This is a genomic window from Sulfurospirillum multivorans DSM 12446, from assembly GCF_000568815.1.
GTDB classification, from domain to species: Bacteria; Campylobacterota; Campylobacteria; order Campylobacterales; family Sulfurospirillaceae; genus Sulfurospirillum; species Sulfurospirillum multivorans.
In genome coordinates this window covers 1,017,649-1,039,439 of record NZ_CP007201.1, presented here as the reverse complement: position 1 = coordinate 1,039,439, position 21,791 = coordinate 1,017,649, and the positions used below count along the sequence as shown (strand labels likewise).

25 protein-coding genes are annotated in these 21,791 nt (G+C 43.9%); 12 read left to right on the top strand and 13 right to left on the bottom strand.

The window, feature by feature from the left end; all coding sequences use genetic code 11:
• From SMUL_RS05250 to SMUL_RS05235, 4 genes are read left to right on the top strand one after another with little or no spacing between them, the layout of a single operon-like run.
• Entirely contained in the window at window positions 1–714 is a 714-nt protein-coding gene (locus SMUL_RS05250) for a DedA family protein (RefSeq protein WP_025344210.1), read from the top strand.
• On the top strand, window positions 680–2,140 hold the full coding sequence (locus SMUL_RS05245) for a leucyl aminopeptidase (protein ID WP_025344209.1): 1,461 nt from the start codon (window positions 680–682) through the stop codon (window positions 2,138–2,140). Before SMUL_RS05250 ends, SMUL_RS05245 begins: the two co-directional genes overlap by 35 nt.
• On the top strand, window positions 2,137–2,703 hold the full coding sequence (locus tag SMUL_RS05240; RefSeq protein ID WP_025344208.1) for a CheB methylesterase domain-containing protein: 567 nt from the start codon (window positions 2,137–2,139) through the stop codon (window positions 2,701–2,703). Before SMUL_RS05245 ends, SMUL_RS05240 begins: the two co-directional genes overlap by 4 nt.
• Window positions 2,703–3,545 carry a CheR family methyltransferase gene (locus tag SMUL_RS05235; protein ID WP_025344207.1) on the top strand — a complete coding sequence of 281 codons (843 nt, stop codon included), beginning with the start codon at window positions 2,703–2,705 and terminating at the stop codon, window positions 3,543–3,545. Before SMUL_RS05240 ends, SMUL_RS05235 begins: the two co-directional genes overlap by 1 nt.
• Before the next feature lie 21 nt (window positions 3,546–3,566).
• Here the strand turns inward: SMUL_RS05235 and SMUL_RS05230 are convergent, their stop codons facing one another.
• On the bottom strand, window positions 3,567–4,115 hold the full coding sequence (locus SMUL_RS05230) for an isochorismatase family protein (protein ID WP_025344206.1): 549 nt from the start codon (window positions 4,113–4,115) through the stop codon (window positions 3,567–3,569).
• Window positions 4,116–4,213: 98 nt separating this feature from the next.
• On the opposite strand from SMUL_RS05230, the gene SMUL_RS05225 reads away from it, so the two are divergent.
• A complete protein-coding gene (locus SMUL_RS05225; RefSeq protein WP_025344205.1) occupies window positions 4,214–4,750 on the top strand; it encodes an RBBP9/YdeN family alpha/beta hydrolase in 537 nt (178 codons plus the stop codon).
• 25 nt (window positions 4,751–4,775) lie between these two features.
• On the opposite strand, the gene SMUL_RS05220 is transcribed toward SMUL_RS05225, so the two are convergent.
• Window positions 4,776–5,153 carry a cupin domain-containing protein gene (locus tag SMUL_RS05220; protein WP_148295266.1) on the bottom strand — a complete coding sequence of 126 codons (378 nt, stop codon included), beginning with the start codon at window positions 5,151–5,153 and terminating at the stop codon, window positions 4,776–4,778.
• Window positions 5,154–5,173: 20 nt separating this feature from the next.
• Complete coding sequence (htpX, locus tag SMUL_RS05215; protein ID WP_025344203.1) at window positions 5,174–6,025, bottom strand: zinc metalloprotease HtpX; 852 nt, start codon at window positions 6,023–6,025, stop codon at window positions 5,174–5,176.
• 112 nt (window positions 6,026–6,137) lie between these two features.
• Here htpX and SMUL_RS17385 point away from each other — a divergent pair, with 112 nt between their 5' ends.
• The 3 genes from SMUL_RS17385 to SMUL_RS05200 all read left to right on the top strand — a co-directional run bounded on the left by SMUL_RS17385 (window position 6,138) and on the right by SMUL_RS05200 (window position 10,113).
• Complete coding sequence (locus SMUL_RS17385; protein ID WP_223809777.1) at window positions 6,138–6,674, top strand: hypothetical protein; 537 nt, start codon at window positions 6,138–6,140, stop codon at window positions 6,672–6,674.
• Window positions 6,608–8,803: a 5-methyltetrahydropteroyltriglutamate--homocysteine S-methyltransferase gene (gene metE, locus SMUL_RS05205; protein ID WP_025344201.1), complete on the top strand. Its 2,196-nt coding sequence runs from the start codon at window positions 6,608–6,610 to the stop codon at window positions 8,801–8,803. The genes SMUL_RS17385 and metE overlap by 67 nt, the downstream gene beginning before the upstream one ends.
• 107 nt (window positions 8,804–8,910) lie before the next feature.
• Window positions 8,911–10,113 (top strand): ATP-binding protein, encoded by a 1,203-nt coding sequence (locus SMUL_RS05200; protein ID WP_025344200.1) that lies wholly within the window; start codon window positions 8,911–8,913, stop codon window positions 10,111–10,113.
• A gap of 34 nt (window positions 10,114–10,147) precedes the next feature.
• Here SMUL_RS05200 and SMUL_RS05195 read toward each other — a convergent pair whose 3' ends face one another.
• Together SMUL_RS05195 and SMUL_RS05190 are read right to left on the bottom strand one after the other, a co-directional pair.
• Window positions 10,148–10,489 carry a type II toxin-antitoxin system PemK/MazF family toxin gene (locus SMUL_RS05195; RefSeq protein ID WP_025344199.1) on the bottom strand — a complete coding sequence of 114 codons (342 nt, stop codon included), beginning with the start codon at window positions 10,487–10,489 and terminating at the stop codon, window positions 10,148–10,150.
• Window positions 10,476–10,703 carry a ribbon-helix-helix protein, CopG family gene (locus SMUL_RS05190; RefSeq protein ID WP_025344198.1) on the bottom strand — a complete coding sequence of 76 codons (228 nt, stop codon included), beginning with the start codon at window positions 10,701–10,703 and terminating at the stop codon, window positions 10,476–10,478. Before SMUL_RS05190 ends, SMUL_RS05195 begins: the two co-directional genes overlap by 14 nt.
• 146 nt (window positions 10,704–10,849) lie before the next feature.
• Here SMUL_RS05190 and SMUL_RS05185 point away from each other — a divergent pair, with 146 nt between their 5' ends.
• Window positions 10,850–11,971, top strand: a complete 1,122-nt coding sequence (locus tag SMUL_RS05185; RefSeq protein WP_025344197.1) for a hypothetical protein — start codon at window positions 10,850–10,852, stop codon at window positions 11,969–11,971.
• A 15-nt stretch (window positions 11,972–11,986) separates the two neighbouring features.
• On the opposite strand, the gene SMUL_RS05180 is transcribed toward SMUL_RS05185, so the two are convergent.
• Together SMUL_RS05180 and SMUL_RS05175 are read right to left on the bottom strand one after the other, a co-directional pair.
• Window positions 11,987–12,598, bottom strand: a complete 612-nt coding sequence (locus tag SMUL_RS05180) for a 3'-5' exonuclease (protein WP_025344196.1) — start codon at window positions 12,596–12,598, stop codon at window positions 11,987–11,989.
• A gap of 1 nt (window position 12,599) precedes the next feature.
• On the bottom strand, window positions 12,600–14,417 hold the full coding sequence (locus tag SMUL_RS05175) for a putative nucleotidyltransferase substrate binding domain-containing protein (protein WP_025344195.1): 1,818 nt from the start codon (window positions 14,415–14,417) through the stop codon (window positions 12,600–12,602).
• 15 nt (window positions 14,418–14,432) lie between these two features.
• On the opposite strand from SMUL_RS05175, the gene SMUL_RS05170 reads away from it, so the two are divergent.
• A complete protein-coding gene (locus tag SMUL_RS05170) occupies window positions 14,433–14,798 on the top strand; it encodes a hypothetical protein (protein WP_223809776.1) in 366 nt (121 codons plus the stop codon).
• Here SMUL_RS05170 and SMUL_RS05165 read toward each other — a convergent pair.
• A complete protein-coding gene (locus SMUL_RS05165; RefSeq protein ID WP_038533064.1) occupies window positions 14,781–15,428 on the bottom strand; it encodes an arylesterase in 648 nt (215 codons plus the stop codon). The two genes, SMUL_RS05170 and SMUL_RS05165, sit on opposite strands and share 18 nt — an antisense overlap.
• 80 nt (window positions 15,429–15,508) lie before the next feature.
• Here SMUL_RS05165 and SMUL_RS05160 point away from each other — a divergent pair, with 80 nt between their 5' ends.
• On the top strand, window positions 15,509–16,414 hold the full coding sequence (locus SMUL_RS05160) for a DMT family transporter (RefSeq protein WP_025344192.1): 906 nt from the start codon (window positions 15,509–15,511) through the stop codon (window positions 16,412–16,414).
• 87 nt (window positions 16,415–16,501) lie between these two features.
• On the opposite strand, the gene SMUL_RS05155 is transcribed toward SMUL_RS05160, so the two are convergent.
• The 5 genes from SMUL_RS05155 to SMUL_RS05135 all read right to left on the bottom strand — a co-directional run bounded on the left by SMUL_RS05155 (window position 16,502) and on the right by SMUL_RS05135 (window position 21,047).
• Window positions 16,502–17,092: a LutC/YkgG family protein gene (locus SMUL_RS05155; RefSeq protein ID WP_025344191.1), complete on the bottom strand. Its 591-nt coding sequence runs from the start codon at window positions 17,090–17,092 to the stop codon at window positions 16,502–16,504.
• Window positions 17,089–18,462 (bottom strand): lactate utilization protein B, encoded by a 1,374-nt coding sequence (locus SMUL_RS05150; RefSeq protein WP_025344190.1) that lies wholly within the window; start codon window positions 18,460–18,462, stop codon window positions 17,089–17,091. Before SMUL_RS05150 ends, SMUL_RS05155 begins: the two co-directional genes overlap by 4 nt.
• Window positions 18,459–19,202 (bottom strand): (Fe-S)-binding protein, encoded by a 744-nt coding sequence (locus SMUL_RS05145; RefSeq protein WP_025344189.1) that lies wholly within the window; start codon window positions 19,200–19,202, stop codon window positions 18,459–18,461. The genes SMUL_RS05150 and SMUL_RS05145 overlap by 4 nt, the downstream gene beginning before the upstream one ends.
• Window positions 19,203–19,373: 171 nt before the next feature.
• On the bottom strand, window positions 19,374–20,000 hold the full coding sequence (locus tag SMUL_RS05140; RefSeq protein WP_025344188.1) for a LysE family translocator: 627 nt from the start codon (window positions 19,998–20,000) through the stop codon (window positions 19,374–19,376).
• 54 nt (window positions 20,001–20,054) lie between these two features.
• Window positions 20,055–21,047, bottom strand: coding sequence for a hypothetical protein (locus tag SMUL_RS05135; protein WP_038533060.1), 993 nt, complete (start codon window positions 21,045–21,047; stop codon window positions 20,055–20,057).
• Window positions 21,048–21,127: 80 nt separating this feature from the next.
• Here SMUL_RS05135 and trhA point away from each other — a divergent pair, with 80 nt between their 5' ends.
• Window positions 21,128–21,784 (top strand): PAQR family membrane homeostasis protein TrhA, encoded by a 657-nt coding sequence (trhA, locus tag SMUL_RS05130; protein ID WP_223809775.1) that lies wholly within the window; start codon window positions 21,128–21,130, stop codon window positions 21,782–21,784.
• The last annotated feature ends 7 nt before the right edge of the window (window positions 21,785–21,791 follow it).

Here is a 21,791-nt window from a genome sequence, read left to right as displayed (position 1 = left end):
ATGAGTGACTTTATGAACAAACACTCAGGCAAACTTTTCGCCCTTTTTATGATCGTTATTCTCTCCGTTCTTGGCTACGTTTTGTACATGGCACCTGTGGAAGGGTTGGAGAATAAATTTCTCTATTTGATGAAAGAGTACGGCTATATCATTCTTTTCTTCTGGGGAATGCTAGAGGGTGAGATGGGTCTTGTGATGGCAGGACTGCTCACCCACACAGGCGATATGAATCTTTTTCTTGCGATTTTCGTCGCGGGGCTGGGTGGTTTTGCAGGCGATCAAGTCTATTTTTACATCGGTCGTTTCAATAAAAAATTCGTCTATAAAAAACTTCGCGGACAACGCCGTAAACTCGCTCTTGCGCATCTTTTGCTCAAACGATACGGCTGGCCGATTATCTTTATCCAACGCTATCTCTACGGTCTTCGCACCGTTATTCCTATTTCCATAGGACTCACACGCTACAGTGGGAAGATGTTCGCTCTTATCAATCTCATTTCTGCTTGGTTTTGGGCAGCACTCACCATTGTACCGACATGGTATTTTGGTCAGGAAATTCTCATCGTCATTCACTGGGCAAAAGAGCATTGGTATTTTGCGCTTCCACTAGCAGGTATTATTGGTGGAGGAATCTCGTACTATTTTCACAAAGTTACCGACAAGACATTTAAGGAAAAACATGCAAATACACCTCAACAATCAGAAAATCAATGAAACACAAGCAGACGCCAAAATCGTCCTTGTTATCGATAAAAATTTAGACCACGCGTCCATCAGCGATAAAGAGACCCTCCTACTTTTAGGATTTAAAGGTGAGAGTGAAGAGAGCCTTTTTGTGGCAGAGAGTAAAACACTCTACGTTGGATGCGACTCACTTGATGCCGATGAGATTCGTCTCGCTGCTGCGAAAGCTTTGGACGCGCTTAAAAAGACCAAACTGAGAAGCCTCTGCATTGGAACTTATTCTAACGATTGCCCAGGCTTAAATATCAAAGCGTTGGTGGAAGGATTTATCCTTGGAAGCTACACGTTTGATACCTACAAAAGCAAAAAAGAGCCCTCTTCGATCGAGAAAATTACGATCTGCTTGGAAGATTACAGTCGCGTGGATGTTTCCATGCAAACAGCAACCGAGGCGCTTCGTGTCGGTACTGCGATTGCAGAAGCTACCAACTTCGCCAAAGCCATCGTCAATGCAACGCCTGAAGAGATGACACCGATTGCCCTTGCCGACGTTGCACAGACATTAACTTCGATTCCCAACGTTACATGTAAAGTGATGGATGAGACCTTTTTAAAAGAGCAAGGGATGAATGCTTTCCTTGCCGTCAACCGTGCAAGCGTGCACCCTCCTCGCTTAATTCATCTTACCTACATGCCCAAAGAGGCGAAAAAACGTCTGGTTTATGTGGGCAAAGGATTAACGTATGATAGCGGTGGACTGAGCCTAAAACCGAGTGAACACATGGTCACGATGAAAGCCGATAAAAGTGGCGCAGCTGCGGTTATGGCGATCTTAAAAGGTGCGGCAACACTAGCGCTTCCTTACGAAATTCATGCGATCATTGGTGCAACGGAAAATATGATCGGAGGTAATGCGTATAAGCCTGATGATGTTTTGGTTGCAAAGAATGGTAAAACCATCGAAGTGCGTAACACCGATGCGGAGGGACGTTTGGTGCTCGCGGATTGTTTATGTTATGCCCAAGAGCTCAACCCCGATCTTTTGGTCGATATGGCAACGCTCACAGGTGCGTGCGTGGTAGCATTGGGTGAGTTTACCACAGGCATTATGGGGCATAGCAGTGAGCTGAAACACTCGATGCTTAGAGCCTCAACGGCGAGTGGTGAACTGAGTGGTTCCCTTCCGTTTAACAAATACCTCAAAAAGCTTCTCAAAAGCTCGGTTGCGGACATGTCCAACATCAGCTCCAGTCGCTACGGTGGCGCAATCACCGCAGGACTGTTTTTAGACAATTTCATCGAAGAGGCGCATAAAGACAAATGGCTTCATCTGGACATCGCAGGCCCTGCTTACATCGAAAAAGCGTGGGGATACAACCAGTTTGGTGCCAGTGGTGCAGGGGTTCGTATGAACCTTTACTGGATGATTGATGACACTAAACGTGGAGATCAATGAAACCTAAAATTGTGTTGATCGGAGCCTCCACCGGAGGTCCTGGTCATTTAAAAAAGATTTTATCTGTGATTCCATCAACGTACAATGGGGCGATTATTATTGCGCAACACATGAATGCGACCTTTATTCCAAGCTTTATCAGTCAATTTCAAAATGAGTTACACCTGCCCGTCCACGCCGTGGATGCACGGATGAACTTGCACGCGTCGCATGTCTACATCTGTCCTCAAAATTGCCGTCTGAAGCAAGCTGACTGCACGCGCATTGAGCCCATGGATGAGGGTGAGACCCCGTACAATCCGAGCATTGATTCGCTCTTCTCTTCGGCGGTTGAGTGCATTGGGCATGCTGAGATTTTGGCGGTGTTATTAACGGGAATTGGGCATGATGGTGCCAATGGACTGAGTGAATTGCAAAAACACGGCGCACAATGTATCGCAGAGAGTGAAAAAAGTGCTATCGTTTATGGCATGCCAAAGCGCGCCATGGAGATCAATCCCAATATCACTTCGTTTGCCTTGGATGAAATTGTACAAATTATTAAAACCTTTGGAGCGTCTTGATGTGGTTTTTTAACAAGAAAAAAGAGCCTGAAATTGCACAGAAACACGAAGTTTCAGCCCCAAAAGAGTTCAATACCTTTGGACTCCACGATCTACTGCATTACATCAAACGTGAGATTGGTGTGGATCTGTTTGCGAAAAACAGCGTCATCGAAACCAAACTTCGCCTTTTTTGCGAACGCAAAGAAATTTACAGTTTTCGTAAACTCTTTGAAGCGTTGCAAAGCGATAAAGGCCTTAGGCAAGATTTGATTGATCTTGTGACGGTCAATGAAACCTACTTCTACCGTGAAGAGGCACAACTCGACATGGCGGTTAATTTTGCGCTCGCTATTCCCAATGTCAAGATTCTCTGCGCTCCTTGCGCTTCGGGGGAAGAGGTATATTCTCTTTCCATGATGATGCAAGAGCGTAAACGAGAACCCAGAGATTTTAGCATCACGGGCATTGACATCAACTCTGAAGCGATCGAAAAAGCGCAAAAAGGGCTCTTCTCCGAGCGCTCTTTGCATAAATTAGAGGCGCGATTGAAAGAAAAATTTTTCACACAAGAAGAGCGCTATTTTAGTGTTAAAAAAGAGTATTTCAGCTCTGTTTCGTTCACTAAGGTCAATATCTTTGAGCACGAATTTCTCTCTTTAGGGAAATTTGACATCATCTTCTCGCGCAATATGCTGATCTACTTTGACGACGATTTTCGCCTCAAAACCATCGAGCGTTTTGCCACACTTCTCAAACCTGAAGGCAAGCTCTTTTTAGGGCATGCGGACATCATTCCTGATAATAACTATTTTACCAAACACACCGATCATCGCCTCTCGTACTATGTAAAGAAGTCCTAAACTTCTTTACATGTAAAACGTTTAGAGCGCTTTGACTAAGGTGCTGATCGTCTTAAACTGCGCATGATCGGCACTGTGTAAAAGCTCAAACAGCAGTGATTCCACCGAACCAACATACGCTCCTTCTTGAGTCATTCGTAAAAGTGCCAATTCATGGTCTTTTGCTTTGCGCGAACCGATAGCATCGGCACAGACGATAACCTCAAACCCTGCTTCTAAAAGATCCAAAACGCTTTGCAAAATGCACACATGACTCTCCACGCCTGCGACGATAACATGCTTTACATGTAAGGCTTTAAGCGCTTCCATCACGTCTGGGTTTTGGCAACAGCTAAAGGTACGTTTTTCATAAATCTCAACGTCGCCTAAAAGTGAGCGGATACTCTCTATCGTCTCGCCCAACCCTTTGGTGTATTGCTGATTGCACAGGATGGGGACGTTTAAACTTTGAAGCCCTTGAAGCAGCACCAAAAGATGCTTCTCAAGGTCATCGTGCCCCTCAATATATCCAAAAAGACGCTCTTGAACATCCACGAGTAGCATCGCCGTTTGAGGAAGAAAAAGGCGCATGAAAACTCCTTATTTTTTGCCATTATCATAGCCTACTCGCTCTTAATTAAGTCAGGCTAGACTACAATAGTTCTTTAATTTGATCAAATGAGGGATTTATGGCAACATCTGTGCTTATATTACCAGGGTATCAAGGCTCAGGCGAAATGCATTGGCAAACATTTTGGGAGAGAGAAAATCCTGATTTCAAACGTGTGATTCAGCGGGATTGGGATCATCCCATTTGTAAAGAGTGGATCGAAAAACTTGAAGAAGAGGTCGCCCAAGCAGGCGAAGAGGTTGTCCTTGTCGCGCACAGCCTTGCATGCTTAGTGATCGCCCATTGGGACGCGCAAAAAATGCACTCGTCCATCAAAGGAGCGCTTCTTGTCGCACCACCCGATCCAAACTCAGACGTTTTTCCAAGCAATGTCGAAGGGTTTGAAACCACACCGATGGGCTTGTTTGATTTTCCAAGCATCATCATCGCGAGTACAAACGATCCGTACGCAAGCCTTAGTTACGCTCAAGGTTTAGCCAAAGCGTGGGGAAGTGCACTGGTCAATGTTGGCGATAAAGGGCATATCAACAGCTTTAGTGACATTGGGTCTTGGGAAGAAGGCTATGCTTATTTAGGTCAACTGCGTCGTGCATAAGAGAAGCCTTGAAAAGGCTTCTTACTTAACAACCACACTCTATGCGTGGTGTGGCTTTCACCATCTCAATTGTATCCACGCTATTGGGAACCAAACATAAAAATTCATAATCTTCATCGCCGATCACTTGGTATGAATGAGGCACTCCTGCTGGAACAAAGATGATGTCATCTTTCACGGCAATAAAACTCTCCTCACCCAATTGAACGCGCGCTTTGCCTTTTAAAATATACTGCTCATGCTCAACCGTATTGGTGTGAAACGGCATATGTCCCTCTTTTTTAATGACAAATTTGCGCATCGCAAAATGAGGTGCAATTTCTGGAGAGATCAGCATCTGCATACTCGCACCCTCGCCTGCTTGAAGCGGTGTACTTGGAATTTCACTCAGTGATTTTTTCATTTTCAACCTTTACATGTAAATTATTTTAGCTCAAATTTTAACTCTTCTAACCTTGCAATCCGATCTTCCGTGGACGGATGCGTCGAAAAAAGTGACGCAAAGGAGATATGTTTGCCCGCAAAAGGGTTGATGATAAACATGTGCGCACTCTCAGGCGTCGCCTCATGCACCATGCCTTGCGCGTTGTAGCTCGAAAGCTTTGCAAGTGCGCTTTGCAACCACTCAGGATGACGCGTCAAGCGAGCTGCCCCTTCGTCTGCCATGTATTCACGGTTACGGCTAATCGCCATTTGAATCACCGCAGCAGCAAGCGGTAAAATGATGGCAAGGACGATCATCACGATGGGATTGGGTCTGTTCTCCCTGCTCCCTCCAAACATCGCGCCAAATTGCATCATATTGGCAATAACCCCAATCGCTCCCGCAATCGTCGCGGCAATGGTTCCCACCAAAATATCATAGTGTCTCACGTGACTCAGCTCATGCGCCAAAACGGCTTCGACCTCGTCATCGTCCAAAAGCTGCAAAAGCCCTTCGGTGACAGCAACGGCGGCATGTGAGGGATTGCGCCCTGTTGCAAACGCGTTTGGCGTGGAATCGGGGATGATGTACACCTGAGGCAAAGGAAGATTTGCTTTGGCGCACAATCTCTCGACAATCGTATAAAGTCCATTCGCTTCTTGACGCGTGACAGGCACAGCATGGTAATGACGAAGCACCAATGTGTCAGAGTAAAAATAGCTCACAAAGTTCATCACACCCGCCAGCACAAGTGCGATCATCATCCCCTGCGTTCCTCCCATCATGCCACCAACCCACACAAATAACAGTGTCATCAAGGTCAATAATACAACGGTTTTTACCACTTCCATTCACAGTCTCCTTCAAAAATTATCCCTCCATTTTACCGAAGTTTGGTAAATAGTTTTTACATGTAAACCATTGTGCTATAATGCCGCCATCAATTATAAGGACGTGGATCACGTGAGATTGCCTCTGGGTTTTGGGAAAAAGGGCTACTTTAGGCTCGCTTCCATTCAAGCTTCGACCATCGAATACAAAACCAAACGCCAACACGCACGCCTATTGCACACCGCTCGACTCTTTGCCGATACCTGCGCTCCTGAAGAGGTTGAAGACGATCCGCCACCGCTTAGCTCTGCCCTTCTCGGATTTGTCTCAACGTATCGCCCCAGACTTTGCAAATGCAGTCGACTGTTCGCAAAGCGCGCCCACTCCGCCATCAAACGTGCCAAAAAAAGACGTAAATGCAACTGCCATTGCCGCTACTTTAGCTTCCGCCGAACAGGCATCCACCCTCCACTTTTTTCATCTTCTATACGTCAAACAAGCAAAGCTCGTTCGACTACGTTAGCCACTATGGCACTAAAGCTTGCCAACGCTGTTGGCAGAATTTATTTGAAAATTATAAAGATGAAAAAGGACTTTAAACTATGTCACAAACCTACGTTACAGGGTTTCCTCGCATTGGGGAAAAACGTGAGCTCAAATTTGCGCTAGAGGCGTATTGGGCAGGAAATTCTGATTTTGAAACGGTCAAATCCGTTGCTAAAACACTCAGAGAGCGCCATTGGAACTACCAAAAAGAGCGTCATATTGATTTTATTTCGTGCAACGACTTTAGTCTGTACGACACAATGCTGGACACGGCGGTCATGCTTGGCGCCATCCCTCCTCGCTTCCAAGGCATCGAAGATAAAACCGAACGCTATTTTGCGATGGCAAGGGGCGATGCGCAACGTTCCGCCATGGAGATGACCAAGTGGTTTAACACCAATTACCACTACATCGTTCCCGAGATTCACGCACACATGGCTTTTAAAGTCGACATTTCCAAAATCGTTGATGAGTACATCGAAGCCAAAGCACTTGGGATCGATCCTAAGATCAATCTCATTGGGCCATTGACTTTTTTAGCGCTTTGTAATCCCGTCGATGGAAGTGATCTGTTTGGCTTCTTTGATGATGTCGTGGAAGCGTACGCTAAGGTGCTCCACGCCATTTCAAGTTTGGGTGAAAACATCGTCATTCAGTTCGATGAACCACTCTTTGCCAAAACGTTGGAGGCAAAATTTTTAAGCCTGCTCAAAATCGCGTATGAGCGTTTAGGAACGGTGAGTCGCCATCTTAAAATCGCGGTTGTTACCTATTTTGATCGCGCCAATGAAGCGGTAGAAATCTTGGGAAATTGCCCTATTTGGGCAATCGGACTTGATTTTGTCTATGGCGAAGAGAACCTTGAAGCGCTTTTACATGTAAACGATAAAATGCTTATCGCTGGGCTCATTGATGGACGAAATGTTTGGAAAAACAACGCTTCTAAAACGTATGTATTGATTGAGAAAATCAGCAAAACAATCGATGCAGATCACATCATCCTCTCCACATCATGCTCACTGTTACATGTCCCTTTTTCAACCCGTTTTGAAGAAAAACTAGCACCCGAAGTTAAAAGCCGCCTAAGTTTTGCACTTGAAAAACTCGAAGAGTTAGAGCAGATCAACACGCTTTGGGAGAAAAGAGAAAAACCTGAGATAAGCGCATGCACTCAAAAAGCACCGTCAGTTAAAAGCAGTGGCATTTTCTATACCAGATCAGCGTATGCCACCCGTTTTGCTTTGCAACAAAAAGCACTGAATTTGCCACTTTTTCCTACCACCACCATCGGCTCATTTCCGCAAACCAAAGAGACCCGAGCGGTTCGCAATGCCTATAAAAAAGGTGAGATTACACGCGAACAGTACGAGGCATCTTTAAAAGAGTCGATCAAAGAGTGCGTTGCTATCCAAGAAGAATTAGGGCTGGATGTTTTGGTACATGGCGAATTCGAGCGTAACGATATGGTCGAATACTTTGGCGAACTGCTGGAGGGTTTTGCATTCAGTCAAAACGGTTGGGTGCAAAGTTACGGAAGCCGTTGCGTGAAGCCACCGCTTTTATACGGAAACGTGAGTCGCAAACAACCCCTCAGCGTTGATTGGACGGTTTACGCGCAAAGCTTAACCGACAAGCCGATGAAAGGCATGCTCACTGGACCCGTGACGATTCTGAACTGGTCATTTGTGCGCGATGACATTCCTAAAAGTGAAGTCGCCTACGAAGTTGCCACCGCTATCGCTGAAGAGGTCGATGAGCTTCAACGTCACGACATCAAGATCATCCAAGTCGATGAAGCGGCATTTAAAGAGGGCTATCCTTTACGCGCTGAGAAGATCAAAGCCTATGAAAAATGGGCGGTCGAGAGCTTTAAAGCCTCGGTGGGCACAGCGTGGGATCAAACCCAAATTCACACCCATATGTGTTACAGCAATTTTAACGACATTATCGACACGATAGAGCGTATGGACGCCGATGTCATCACCATCGAGACTTCACGCAGTGGCAATAAACTGCTCAAAGTCTTCCAAAAAGCGAACTACAAAGCCCAAATTGGACCAGGTGTGTATGACATCCATTCCCCTCGTGTGCCCAGTGTGGAGGAGATGAGCGAGCAGATCAAAGCATTCTTGCAAGTACTCCCCAAAGAGCAACTCTGGATCAACCCTGATTGCGGGCTTAAAACCAGAGGTTGGAGTGAAACCAAAGCGGCACTTGCCAACATGATTAAAGCGGTGTATTTAGCACGCTAAAAATCACTACGAGGGGAAACTCCTCTCGTAGTGTATAAAATAAATTCCTATTGTAATAGTATAATTTATGCTATAATAACCAAAATTTTATAGGTAAAGAAACCGCCATGCTCAAACGAAGTTTAGAACCTATCCTCAAAACAGCTCTTAAAATCTCACCTATTGTTTTACTCAAAGGCGCAAGGCAAGTAGGTAAATCCACACTTGCTTTAAATCTATGTGAAAACTATGTCGTTTTGGATGATGTTTCTACCAGAGTGAGTGCCAAAGCTGACCCCAATCTTTTTATTCAAAATCTTAAAAAACCTGTCTGTATTGATGAGATTCAAAAAGCACCAGAGCTTTTAGAATCTCTCAAACTCTACATTGACACATCACGCCATAATGGAGACTTTCTCATTACGGGTAGTGCCAACATCTTAGACATGAAGCAAACGAAAGACACATTAGCAGGTCGTATTATTGAAGTCGATCTGTTTCCACTGAGTGCGAAAGAGCGTGAAGGTAAACCTGAAGAGAACATCATCGACAAACTCTTTGCACAAGCGTTTGATGTGACACCTAAAACGCATAAAGAGATGCTAGCTGATATCATTACAGGAGGCTATCCTGAGAGCTTAAAACTTGAAACACCTTTGGAGAAAAAACTGTGGTTTGCCTCGTATGTCAGTACGTATATTGAAAGAGATGCTAGGGATTTGGCAGAACTTCGAGATATTGATAGTTTTTTTAGATTTTTGCACATATTAGCGCCACGAAGTACCACCATGCTTACCAAATCGGATTTGGCAAAAGAGGTCGGTGTTAGAGTTGAGACGATTGAAAATTACCTCTCAATTTTAGAACAAACCTTTCAAATAAAACTGGTGCGTCCCTATTTTGAGAACATTGGAAAACAATTTGTCAAAAGCCCCAAACTTTATCTCAATGATACGGGCATCGCTTCGTACTTTTTGGGCATTAATTCCTTGGAAACCTTAGAAGCCTCACATTATAAGGGTGCATTGATTGAAACATTTGTGTGCAATGAACTTTTAAAACATATCGCTTTCGCCTTGCAACCTACCAGTTTATTTCATTATAGAACCAACGATAAAAGAGAGATTGATTTTATCCTCAAACAAAACAGTCAAATCATCGCCATCGAAGTCAAATCCTCCTCCAAAGTCGATACCAGTGATTTTAAACATATCATCGATTTTCAAAAAAGTGCTTCCCAAGATGTTTTCGGTGTCGTTTTTTATATGGGAGAAAATGTACTATGGATCAATGAACGATGTGTCGCACTGCCGTTTAGTTTTTTTTATTAGATTTGATCTTCTCTAGCTTTACATGTAAAGCTATTTAAAGTGTGACTTCCTCAAAAAGTTCTCTTAATTTTTGAAGCTCTTGGGGCGTTAATGTTGCTAGTTTTTGGATAAAACGCTCATTGTCAATGGCTCGTATTTGCGTAACAACCACATCCGAATCTTGCTCCAACAGTTCTCTTTTAGCAATGCGCATACGAATGGGTTCTGCATCATCAATGAGTGACGTACTCAGCGGAAAAATGATGGTGGTAGGATAGTCGCTGTGATTGAGTTCATCGTTTTGAAAAACAACTGCAGGTCTCGTTTTTCCCATTTCATTATTTTTTTTGCTAGGATTGAGATTCACAAGCCATATATCGCCCTTACAAACCATCATTCAAGGTTCCTTTAACGCTCTCATAGACGGCTTTGTCTGCCTCTTTGGTTTTTTCAACCGCTAAAAGTATGCGTGATTTTTTATGTGACTCAACGCTAGTTGCATAAAATTCTATCGCTTCGCGTATGACATCACTTTTTTTCTTGTGCAACGTCTTAGCGATACGTTCAAGCTTTATTTCTAGTGCTTCATCAAGCCGTACGGTTGCTGTCATGGTGTCTCCTTGTAGTTTGTAATACAGTAGTATAGCATACTTTATTTTAAAGAAGCAGTATTTGTTAAATGACACATTTATTTACCCACCTCACCAAATGATGTATAATAAGCCTCAATGTAAATTCTTGAAGATTAGGGGCAAATATGAATGAAAAATTACAAGATAGTGTACAAAATTCATTAAATTATAAAGAAATTTGTTTAGCTGAAATCGTACCTCATTTTGATGCAAGTTTTTTAGAAGAAACAAATAAACTTTTTGAGAAAATTAAAGAAATGGATTTTTCTGGATTAGAAGAATCAAAACAATCAATTATTTTAGCCCAAATAAATGCTTTCAATAGTGCCATTAAATCATTTATTGAACTACCAACATCTTCATCCCGCCAAGAACGATTTAAGATATCTAAAGAATCTTTATTGGTTGCTTTAAATGAACTTGAAAGTCAGCCAGAAAATGCTCGTTTAAGTATAAAAAATATTCTTTCAGAAAAAGCGCTCAATTACAATCAAATAGAACAAACCATCATAGCGTTATCTGCCAGAATGGAAGAAGAAACGCAAACAATAACCGATAATTTCAAAGATTATCAGACTGGATTAAAAAATTTAGAAAAAAAATTCGAAGATTTAGCGCCTATTGAAACACTTACTACGGAAGCAACAACAACTTTAACCCTTGCGAAAGAAGCTTTAGATAAAGCACAAAAAACAAAAACCATAGAATTTTCAGATACATTATCTAAAGAATATAGCAAATTACAAACTAAGTATTTTGTAACGGGACTTGGTTGGCAAGCCTTAGCCATTGCATCATTCATCGGTATTTTTTGTGTTCTACATTATCACAACTTTTGCCCATTAGTACCAAGTAACGAAATGAAAGATATTTTCCATGACGGTTTTGTTAATTCTATTTATGCACTAAGCCCTATTTTCTCTAAAATTGGGCTCATTGCTTTTTTTGCTACGGTTTCAGGCATTTGTTTAAAAATCTATTTTCAATACAAGCGACTTTCTCAAGAGTACAGACAAAAATCACTTCTTGCTAAAAATCTTTTGACGGGACATGATGTATTAAAACCTTATATAGGCGATAAAATTGATACAGCATTTATCTTACCAACGATTGAAAAAATGCTAGAAGACCCTCTTTCAAAAGTTTACTCAAAACAAGAATCCCATGAAAACACACTTGGACTTGCTGAAAAAGTGCTTGAACTAACAAAAAAAGGGAAAGAGTTAGGGTCTGCGGCTAAAGATTAATCTTTACATGTAAACTCACACCCTCTCAATATTCCGAAGCTTAATATACATCATTGCCGTCATCACCGCATCATTGAGCGCGTCATGCTTCCCGAAGATTGGCAAACCCAAATCCTTCATCATTACATCAAAACGCAGGTCTATCACGCCTTCGGGAATGAATTTGATCTTTTTATCGTGGTAGAGTCCTGAAACTTCGATTTGGGGATTGGGGAGGTTGATGCCCAGCCACGGCTTGACGTAGGTGTTCATCATTTTGATGTCAAACTCAAGGTAGTAGCCGACCAGTGGGCGTGAACCGATGAAGTGTAAAAACTGCACGATCGCTTCGTGTGGGGCGATGCCATTTTGCAAATCGACATTGCGAATTTGATGAATTTTGATGCTCTTCTCCGTGATCTCGCGACTGGGTTTGATAAAGAGCTCAAATTTTTCGGACATTAGGATTTTATTGCCTTTGATTTTCACCGCTCCGATGGAGAGAATCTCGTCGTTTTTGGGGCTTAGCCCTGTCGTTTCGGTGTCGAACACCACGACCTCATCCAAAGGCGCTTCTTCAAATAAAAAACGGTACTGCTCATCTTTGAGTTTTTTAGCGTTTCGTTTGGCAAAAAAAGAGCTCAGCATCTTAGATGACCATCGAGAGTTTAAAATGGTGCGTCAAAAATTTCTTAAATTTATTGACGATTTTGAAGCTGTCTTTGAGCAGTTCCAATTCCAACTGGTTCAGGTTTTCGATGTTCACGAAGTTATCGAGTCCTTTTTCTTCGCCACGTGCCAAGCGCTCTTTGAGGCGTAAATTCAGCAGTGTATCGAGTGCTTCGATGAGAGCACCTGCAAAATCGGCGTCGATGATGTCGAGTTTGGCGAGCTTTTTGATGCGCGTTACCGTGTCGGTTGGCTCAATTTTATGCTCTAACGCGAGAGCGCGAATGCCTTGAACAATGGGGAAAATACCCCCTTTTTTGACATCGATTTTATTGTTCTGCGCGATCAAATTGGTGAAAATGCCGATGGGCGTTTCAAACGCCGTTGCGGCTTTGGCAAAGTTGGCTAAAAAAGGACTCTGCTCTTCAACGTACTCAAAGACTTCTGCTTTGAGACTGCGCAACATCGACGCATTTCCCGCCACAGGAATCGCGTCAAAAAAGATCGCAAGGTTCATCACATCTTCCATGCTAGGAGTATCAAACCACCGCACGATCTCTTGGTGGTATGCGCTTTGATGCTTGCACCAATAAGGATTTGACACCATGATGTTTCCCTCACAGCGCGGAAAACCAAAGTCGATGAGTGTTGCCGTGAAGCGCTGCATGTAAGGAATGTACAGGCTTTCATCCATGGTATCATCGATGATAAGCGCATTGTCTTGGTCGGTTTTGAGCAGCTGTTCTTTGCGCCCTTCACTGCCCATCACGATCAAACACGCTTTGGTAGCAAGCTCCTCTGGAACGATCATCGCGTAGAGTTTTTCGTAAATCTTTTCGTTAATTTCCGAGATCAATTTTGCAATATAATCAACCTTCGTCCCTTTTACATGTAACTTTTGCACGATGCTAATCAGATCACTGCTGGCTTGTTTGAGCTCGTCAATCGTGGTCGCTTTGCGAATCTGAACGGCGACCAGATAGGTGTGATTGGCAAAGTAGCTGAGAAGATCGAGTTGCTCTAAAATGCCGATGATCTCGCCATCGCGCGTCACAACAATGCGTTTGATGGAGTGCTTTGTAAAGGAGAGGAGCGCGTTAAAAAGGTAGTCATCCGCCTCGATGGTAATGATGGGATGAAGCGCTATGGGACCGATGGCGGCGTGTTTGTCGTATTCGTTAAAGAGCACGTGGCGGCGCACGACACTGTCGGTGACGATGCCATACTCGTACCCTTCGCCACTTCGGACGATGATGCAACTGCTCTTTTTTGCCTCCATTTGGCGCAGTGCCTCCATGATGGAACACTCCTTCTCAACGATGGTCGGCTCATGCAAATAGCTGTCCTGCACGCGCGCCATCATAAAGCCTGAAAGCTCCGTGGTGTACTCTTTGGCTTTGGCAGATTGAATTTTATTGGCAAGGTCTTGAATGAAGTAGGCTTTAAACGTTTTATTGGAGTCTAAAAGAGAGAGAAAATCCTCTTTCTTAAGCTCGTAACAGATGAGCTCTTCGAGCACTTTAAAACTGTTTTCGCTTTTGGCGTAGATGAGCGCGTCCGCGTCAAACGAGTTGGATTTGCTGTAGACTTTAAGGAGCTCCTCTTCATGAAACTCTCCGACTTCACCTTTAATGATGATGTACAAAAACGCAGCGGGTTTTGAAGGAGAAAGAAGCAAAGTCTCTTTTTTGTAGTAGGCAATGTTCATCGCACCAATGGCTTTAGCCATCTCGGCTTTTGAAAGCAGTTGAAACGGATGAATGGAGCGCAAAAACGCCTCTAAATCGTGCATGCTCATGCAAAGCCCCTTAAGGTGAGTAGCTTTGATTGTAACGTGGAGCGAGCCAAAAAATGCTTACATGTAACGTTTTATGAAGAAGATCAACGAAGAATGTGGCATAATTGCACACAAAAAAAGGAAAAACGTTTGCATCCTACCATAGAAACTTTTTTAGCGAATATAACGGCGCTACACCAACTTGAACCCCGAAATCTCCCCAACGATGTTTTACATGTAATGATCTCGATGAGCCCTGAAGAGCTGTTTAAAACCTGCACGCAACTCGCTGTCCTTCTCAATAATATCCCCACCCAAACCGAGCCAATCACCCTTACGGATGAGGAGATCGCGACGTTGGCAGAGGAGTATCTCAAAGGGCTTTTAAAACGATTTCGCTGATGGGTGGTACTCTTCGCTGAGTATTTTAGCGATGTTTTTAGCCATCAGCTCGTAACCTTCGGCATTGGGATGGACTTGGTCGGATTTAAGATTTTCACCGTCCATGATCTTTTTAAGACTGCTATCTTCTATCTCGATGCCGTTTTCTTTCGCGACCTCGTAGTAAAACGAAGGCACGTTGAACGTTAAAATGTCAAAGGTCGGAACACCGACTAAAAGGACATAAACGCCCTTCTCTTTTGCCAACTTGATCATTTCGGCGAGATTGTTTTTTGTTTGTGCCAAATCTTTTTTGCGTAAAATATCGTTCCCTCCGTGACACAGCACCAAGATGTCGGGTTTGTGGCGCGCTAAAACAGAGGCGAGCCTTGCTAACCCTTGTTCACTAAGTTCTCCATTGACACCTTCATTGATAACGTTTACATGTAAAAGATCGCCCAAAACGGTTGGGTAATTTTTATCGCGCGTGACGCCATAGCCGTAAGTGAGACTATCGCCAAAGGCGAGTATCTTGGTATCAAGGGGCAAAGAGAGGCTTTGGGCATTGATCTCTTGGCTACTTTTATAGTAATTAATGCCGACGATCAGCAGAATGATAAGAATGAGATTGCGTACGTTAAATAGTTCCATAAGTCATTGTACAGCATGACCGCTGGTTTTAGCAAACAAAAGGTAGAATGGCACACAATTTTTCATAAAGAGATTACGGAATGAAGCAAGAACGCATCGATTTACTAGGCATTGTATTTTTACTTATCGCTATGCTCACGTGGGCAAGCTCCTTTATCGCCCTTAAAGCCGTCCTTGGCATCCTTGGACCTATGAGTACGATGTTTGGTCGTATGGCAATTGCGAGCCTCTGTTTTGTCTATTTTATCAAGCAGTTTTCCAAGCTTGAATTTACGAGAAAAGATGTGAAGTACATCTTGCTACTGACATTTTTTGAACCCTGCCTCTACTTCATTTTTGAAGCCAAAGCCTTGCAACTCACCACCGCCTCCCAAGCAGGCATGATCACCTCAATGATGCCACTCATGACCGCAATCGCGGCAAGTTTTGTGCTCAAAGAGTATCTGAGCAAACGCATCGTTGTAGGCTCCATTTTAGCCGTAGCAGGGGCTGTTTGGCTCAGCCTTGGCGCGCAAAGCAGTGAAAATGCGAGTAACCCGCTTTTAGGAAACTTCTTAGAATTTTGTGCGATGGTCTGTGGTACATGGTACGCCATCTCCGTGCGTTACCTCAGCCAACGATTCTCCGCCCTCTTCCTGACCGCTGTTCAAGCGTTTGTCGGAACGCTCTTCTTCTTTCCATTAGCCGTTTGGGAATCATGGGGGGTGCCGATCAATCTCTCATGGGAAGCGTTTGGATGGTTGTGTTATTTGGGCGTCGTCGTGACGCTTGGAGGATATGGCATGTTCAACCTAGCGTTAAGCCGCATCGAAGCCTCACGCGCCTCCGTCTTTGTCAATCTCATTCCCGTTTTTACCGTTCTGCTTGCCTACATTTTCTTAGGCGAAGTACTCAGCCAAACAGAGATGATGGCAAGCTTCGTCATTTTTGGAGGCATCATCGTCTCGCAACTGCCACGCTTTAGAGCCAAAGAGAGATTGCTTTAGTCTTTACATGTAAAGCCCAAATACCGATACACCTTCTGCCCCCAAAGGGGCAAGCTTCAGCGGTAGCTCTTGGGGCTGTGCCCTTAATTAAATAAACACCACGCACGCCTCAGTCGCACCATGCGCTCCGATGACCAAAGACTGCTCAATATCAGCGGTTTTAGATGGGCCACTGATGAAAAGCCCAAAGATGTCTTTATCACCAAAACTAATTCTCGTATACGCTTCGTGCATACTGTGGACGATCTGCTCTTTTGGGACGATAATCATTAATTTTTGGGTGATAAAATAAAGAGCGCGGTGCCTCGCATCCGCCTCTTTGATCCACACGGCGCCATTTTCAGCCACGGCAAATTCGCCTTTGATGATCGCCAAATCCACATCTTTAAGCGTATGCGGATCGTCTGTTGCGCCTAGCTCTTTGGTGTTTACATGTAAACCTTCTACGGTTGAAACAATGACCTTTGCTTCTTTGTAGTGCTCTTTAATGTAGCCCTCAACCGCACTCAAAGAGTCCAAATGAACGGCATTTCCACCCACTCCTGCGAGCGTTGTGGCAAACTTCGCATCCAAGTCATCATAGGTCGTATGAAGAATATTCACCTCAGGCAATGCACTTTCGCTGTTATGAGGTTTTGCCTCTTTGATTGCTTTTAAAATGGCTTCGCGTGAACTCATTTGATACCCTTTTTTGCTTTGTAAAGTTCTTTAAAACTATTTTTTGGGAATGGTGGTAACTCTCTATTTTTTCCCCAGAGGTTGAATTTTGAATACAGAAGTACGCGAGGCAAAATTGGAACCATTTTGCGTGCCATCAATCCTGCAAAATCCATCAATTTTGGACGGCACATCAACCATGTTGCCATCTTGAGTGCATTGAGTTTTATGGGGCTTAGATACCCAGCATCCACCACGTCTTGGCGTTTTAAGTAGAGCTGTTCTGCCAAGTCTACTTTGACAGGACAGATGTTTGAGCATGAAAAACAGAGCGAGCAAGCAAACGGCAAGCTGTAGTATTTTTTCAGATCTCGACTAGGTGCCAGCGTTGAACCAATGGGTCCAGGAATGACGTAACCGTAACTGTAACCACCGCTTCTGCGGTAAATCGGGCAGGTGTTCAAACACGCGCCACAGCGAATGCACTGCAAGGATTTGACGTAACGTTTATCGGCAAGGATTTTTGATCGCCCATTGTCCACGATGACCACGTGCATTTCGCCACCTTCCACGGCACCATGGTAATGCGATGTGTACGTTGTCACAGGCTGACCAGTCGCACTTCTTGCCAAAAGGCGCGTGAAGATGCTGAGATCTTTTAACCTTGGGATGATCTTCTCAATGCCCATACACGCGATATGAAGCTTCGGCAAACTTGCGCCCAAATCGGCATTACCCTCATTGGTACAGACCACGATGCCGCCCGTTTCAGCGATGGCAAAGTTCACACCGGTCATAGAAGCGTCCGCTCCCACAAATTTTTCACGCAAATGCGCCCGTGCGGCGCGGGTTAGGTATGTCGGATCGGAATTGCCTTTTTGCGTATTTAAAAACTTCTCAAAGGTCGTTCCAACGTCCTCTTTTTTGAGGTGAATCGCTGGAAGTACGATATGAGAAGGCGGCTCATTGCGAAGCTGAACAATGCGTTCACCCAAATCGGTGTCGACCACTTCGATGCCGTGTTCTTCCAAATAAGGGTTAAGATGACACTCTTCGGTGAGCATGGATTTGCTTTTCACGATCATTTTGGCGTTGTGAGAACGCAATAAATCTAAAACGATCTCATTGTGCTCTTTCGCATCTTTCGCCCAATGCACACGAATGCCTCGTGCCAAAGCATTTTTTTCAAACTGTTCAAGATATTCATCCAAATGAGAGAGCGTGTGCGATTTGATCTTATCGGCGGTGTTGCGAAGCTCTTCCCATTCGTCTAAACTTTTGGCTTGTGTGTCGCGTTTAACACGGACAAACCACAATGCTTTGTCGTGCCATTTCATACGCTCTACGTTGCTTGCAAATTTATCGGCAAGTTCTGAATGGTTGTGGCTCATTGGAGATCTCCTGCTAAAATTTGGGCGATATAAATCGTTTTAAGGGGCATCTTTTCACGGTCAATCACGCCTTGCATGTGCATCAAACAGGACATATCCACAGCGGTGATGTACTCGCTGCCAGCATCGAGATGATCTTGCAGTCGTGCGCGTCCCATCGCTACGCTCATCGCCTCTTCTGAAACGGCAAAGGTTCCACCAAAACCACAGCACTCATCTTTGCGGGTGAGTTCTGAGTAACTGATGCCGCCTACTTTGTCGAGCAAATTTTTGATTTTGGAAAATTCGGGTACATTTTTTTCACTCATGCTCGCTAAGCCCAGTTCTCTGTGCGCATGACAGCTGTTGTGAATGCCCACTTTGTGTGCAAACGTAGCATTCATCGAGGTTGGTTTGATCACATCGTGCAAAAACTCGATGAGTTCATAGGTGTGTGAACGCATACGCTCAAACCCTTCACGTCCTTCTAAAAACTGCGCATAGTTATGGCGAACCATACTGACACAGCTTCCGCTAGGCGCTACGATGTAGTCATAATCTTTGAAGATTTTTAAGAAGCGTTCCGCTAAAACAGCTGTCTCTTTCGCACAACCCGTGTTAGCTTGGGCTTGTCCGCAACAGGTTTGCTCCAGAGGATACTCCACATCTAACCCCAAATTCTCTAGCACCTTCAGCGTTGCCATCGAAGCTTCAGGGTATAACTCATTCATAAAACAGGGGATAAAAAGACCTATTTTCATCGTTGCTCCATTATTCTAATTTTTTATTTATATCGTAACAACTATGTCACACAAACGTATGATATTTTTTACGAGCCTAGCATATTTTGTAAAATGATTTCAATAAGTAACACTCCTGCAAAGAGCGCAAGAATGACGGCTAAGAGTTGACTTTTTTTCATCGTGTAAGCCCTATTTGGATGTAAAGGCTAATTTAACAGCCAACGCTGCAAAGATGGTTCCAGAAACGCGGTTAAGGATTTTCTCGCCGTTTTTGGTTTTTGAAAACCATGCACCCACACGTCCTGCTAGAAGCGAAATCAGCGTAAAAACGACAAAAGCACAGAGCATAAACAAAGCTCCCAATGTAAAAATCTGTCCTGTGACATTGCCCACTTCAGGGTTGGTGAATTGGGGTAAAAACGCTAGAAAAAAGATGGACACTTTTGGGTTGGTGATGTTCATCAAAATGCCACGTTTGTAAAGTGAAATGAGACTGAGGCGGCTTTTGGAAGATTCCAGTTTACTCTTACTGGCGTCTTTAAATGCCATAAAGGCAAGGTACAAAAGATACGCAGCTCCCACGAATTTGAGAAGGCTAAAGGCTAAAGCCGAGGTTTGAAAGATCACTGCAACACCCAACGCAACGGCGGTTGTGTGAAAAATAAGCCCACTGCAAAGTCCTAGCGCTATAACAATACCAGAGCGACTTCCCTTACTCATCGATTGGGTTAAAACAAAGAGGATGTCAGGGCCTGGGGCAAGTGCCAAAAGCGTTGAAGCGGTTACAAACATTACAATGGTTTGAAGCTCAAGCATCGCAATCTCCTTTTACATGTAAAGATGTAAAATTGTACCACCTAAAGCTTTAGGTTAGCCACCCAGTTGCGCAATTTGCATGGAGATTTTGAGGATTTGCATAATAATGCCACTTTTTTCACTTTCATCATGTGTCTTCCCAAGCTTACTGTTTAAAGCTTTGAGTTTACTTTTAAGCGAAGAGAGCAGACTTTCGTTAAGATCTTCCGTGGTGGAAGATTGCTTTATTTTCCCAAGCGATGCACTTAAAACGCTACTCGTACTGGCGGTGAGACTTGGAGTGCTTGTTTGAGTACTTTCTTTTTGCGTCGAAGTGATCGCAAAATCCACATGCGACACCCACCCTGCTCTGCCATTTTCAAAGAGGACGACACTGCTTTCTTGAAGCAGCGCATTGGTATCGGCACCATTTTTGTAGCTAAACGAAGAGTCCACACTCTCCAGCAAAAGCGCTCCCACTTGGGCTTGGCTTAGGGAGATCAGGTTGTCTTCTAAAGCACTTTTTTGCCAGATTTTCAGCTTGGAAAAGATGCTATCGTTCTCATCGATCCAACCATTGCCATCATCGTCGTATTGCGCCAAGTCCGCAAACCCATCGCCACTTTGCGTGCCAAAGAGTTCACTGCCATCATCAATGATGCCATTTTCGTTTTTATCGAGTGCTAAAAACCCGTTATTTTGCCCCAACAGTGACATTTCATCGGCTGATCCATCGCTGTTTAGATCAAACAGAAATTTTTTTGATGCGTCGACATCGACGAGTCCGCCATTTAGATTGATCACCAAAGGATCCATCAAAGAAGCAATGGATTGCGATGTAAATGTCTCATAACGATCATAACGCGCCAAAGTACTCTGCAAGGTAATATCCAGCACATCACCTTGTTGTGTCGTGACACTTCCTGTTGCTTGAAGCTTTAGTGTTTCTGCTTCATTGATGCGCGTGAGTGTTTGCACATCTGTGTCGGTTATGCGCCTATACACGGCACTGCTTCCCAGCTCCTCATGATTCCCCTGCAATGTTAATGATGATGATTCGATGTACATAGCTTTTTGCCCCCAAATAGCTTATGTGAACTAAATCGGCAAAATCGCAGTATAATAAAGTCTATCTCTTGTAAAAAATTTTGAAAGGAGATATCATCGAAACATCACACGACTACTCTTTATGTGAAGAGATTTGGCACAGTAGCATTCATGGAATTGGACTCTTGCTGAGTGTGAGTGCACTTAGCATTTTATGCGTTTTTGCAGGGCAAAGTGGTGATGGTGCGAAGATCGCTAGTGCCATCGTTTTTGGACTCTCTTTGATTTTTATGTACGGCGCTTCAACGCTGTATCATGCCATTTATCTGCCTAAGACTAAATCCATTTTACAACAAATTGACCACTGTGCCATTTTTATTCTTATCGCAGGAACCTACACGCCGATTAGCTTGTTAGGCATTCAAGGCGTTACGGGTTGGGTACTTTTTGGCATTGCATGGGCGATTGCAGCACTTGGGGTTAGCCTCAATCTTTTGTTCGCAAAACGCTTTCGCCGCCCCTCATTGATCCTCTATCTTATTATGGGATGGATGGTTGTGGGCGTGTTTAAAACACTCATCACCAATCTTGACTCCCTCACCCTTTCACTCCTTATAGCCGGAGGCGTCACGTATACTGTTGGCATTATTTTTTATGTCTGGAGAAAGCTCTATCTCAACCACGCAATTTGGCATTTTTTTGTCTTGGGTGGGTCTAGTTTTCACTTTTTTATGGTTTTATTACTGATAATGAATTAAGCTTGAT

What these genes read in the sequence shown, in the direction of transcription:
- SMUL_RS05250 (WP_025344210.1), top strand. Translation starts at nt 1, where the DNA reads ATGAGTGACTTTATGAACAAACACTCAGGCAAACTTTTCGCCCTTTTT.
- SMUL_RS05245 (WP_025344209.1), top strand. Translation starts at nt 680, where the DNA reads ATGCAAATACACCTCAACAATCAGAAAATCAATGAAACACAAGCAGAC.
- SMUL_RS05240 (WP_025344208.1), top strand. Translation starts at nt 2,137, where the DNA reads ATGAAACCTAAAATTGTGTTGATCGGAGCCTCCACCGGAGGTCCTGGT.
- SMUL_RS05235 (WP_025344207.1), top strand. Translation starts at nt 2,703, where the DNA reads ATGTGGTTTTTTAACAAGAAAAAAGAGCCTGAAATTGCACAGAAACAC.
- SMUL_RS05230 (WP_025344206.1), bottom strand. Translation starts at nt 4,115, where the DNA reads ATGCGCCTTTTTCTTCCTCAAACGGCGATGCTACTCGTGGATGTTCAA.
- SMUL_RS05225 (WP_025344205.1), top strand. Translation starts at nt 4,214, where the DNA reads ATGGCAACATCTGTGCTTATATTACCAGGGTATCAAGGCTCAGGCGAA.
- SMUL_RS05220 (WP_148295266.1), bottom strand. Translation starts at nt 5,153, where the DNA reads ATGAAAAAATCACTGAGTGAAATTCCAAGTACACCGCTTCAAGCAGGC.
- htpX (WP_025344203.1), bottom strand. Translation starts at nt 6,025, where the DNA reads ATGGAAGTGGTAAAAACCGTTGTATTATTGACCTTGATGACACTGTTA.
- metE (WP_025344201.1), top strand. Translation starts at nt 6,608, where the DNA reads ATGTCACAAACCTACGTTACAGGGTTTCCTCGCATTGGGGAAAAACGT.
- SMUL_RS05200 (WP_025344200.1), top strand. Translation starts at nt 8,911, where the DNA reads ATGCTCAAACGAAGTTTAGAACCTATCCTCAAAACAGCTCTTAAAATC.
- SMUL_RS05195 (WP_025344199.1), bottom strand. Translation starts at nt 10,489, where the DNA reads ATGATGGTTTGTAAGGGCGATATATGGCTTGTGAATCTCAATCCTAGC.
- SMUL_RS05190 (WP_025344198.1), bottom strand. Translation starts at nt 10,703, where the DNA reads ATGACAGCAACCGTACGGCTTGATGAAGCACTAGAAATAAAGCTTGAA.
- SMUL_RS05185 (WP_025344197.1), top strand. Translation starts at nt 10,850, where the DNA reads ATGAATGAAAAATTACAAGATAGTGTACAAAATTCATTAAATTATAAA.
- SMUL_RS05180 (WP_025344196.1), bottom strand. Translation starts at nt 12,598, where the DNA reads ATGCTGAGCTCTTTTTTTGCCAAACGAAACGCTAAAAAACTCAAAGAT.
- SMUL_RS05175 (WP_025344195.1), bottom strand. Translation starts at nt 14,417, where the DNA reads ATGAGCATGCACGATTTAGAGGCGTTTTTGCGCTCCATTCATCCGTTT.
- SMUL_RS05165 (WP_038533064.1), bottom strand. Translation starts at nt 15,428, where the DNA reads ATGGAACTATTTAACGTACGCAATCTCATTCTTATCATTCTGCTGATC.
- SMUL_RS05160 (WP_025344192.1), top strand. Translation starts at nt 15,509, where the DNA reads ATGAAGCAAGAACGCATCGATTTACTAGGCATTGTATTTTTACTTATC.
- SMUL_RS05155 (WP_025344191.1), bottom strand. Translation starts at nt 17,092, where the DNA reads ATGAGTTCACGCGAAGCCATTTTAAAAGCAATCAAAGAGGCAAAACCT.
- SMUL_RS05150 (WP_025344190.1), bottom strand. Translation starts at nt 18,462, where the DNA reads ATGAGCCACAACCATTCAGAACTTGCCGATAAATTTGCAAGCAACGTA.
- SMUL_RS05145 (WP_025344189.1), bottom strand. Translation starts at nt 19,202, where the DNA reads ATGAAAATAGGTCTTTTTATCCCCTGTTTTATGAATGAGTTATACCCT.
- SMUL_RS05140 (WP_025344188.1), bottom strand. Translation starts at nt 20,000, where the DNA reads ATGCTTGAGCTTCAAACCATTGTAATGTTTGTAACCGCTTCAACGCTT.
- SMUL_RS05135 (WP_038533060.1), bottom strand. Translation starts at nt 21,047, where the DNA reads ATGTACATCGAATCATCATCATTAACATTGCAGGGGAATCATGAGGAG.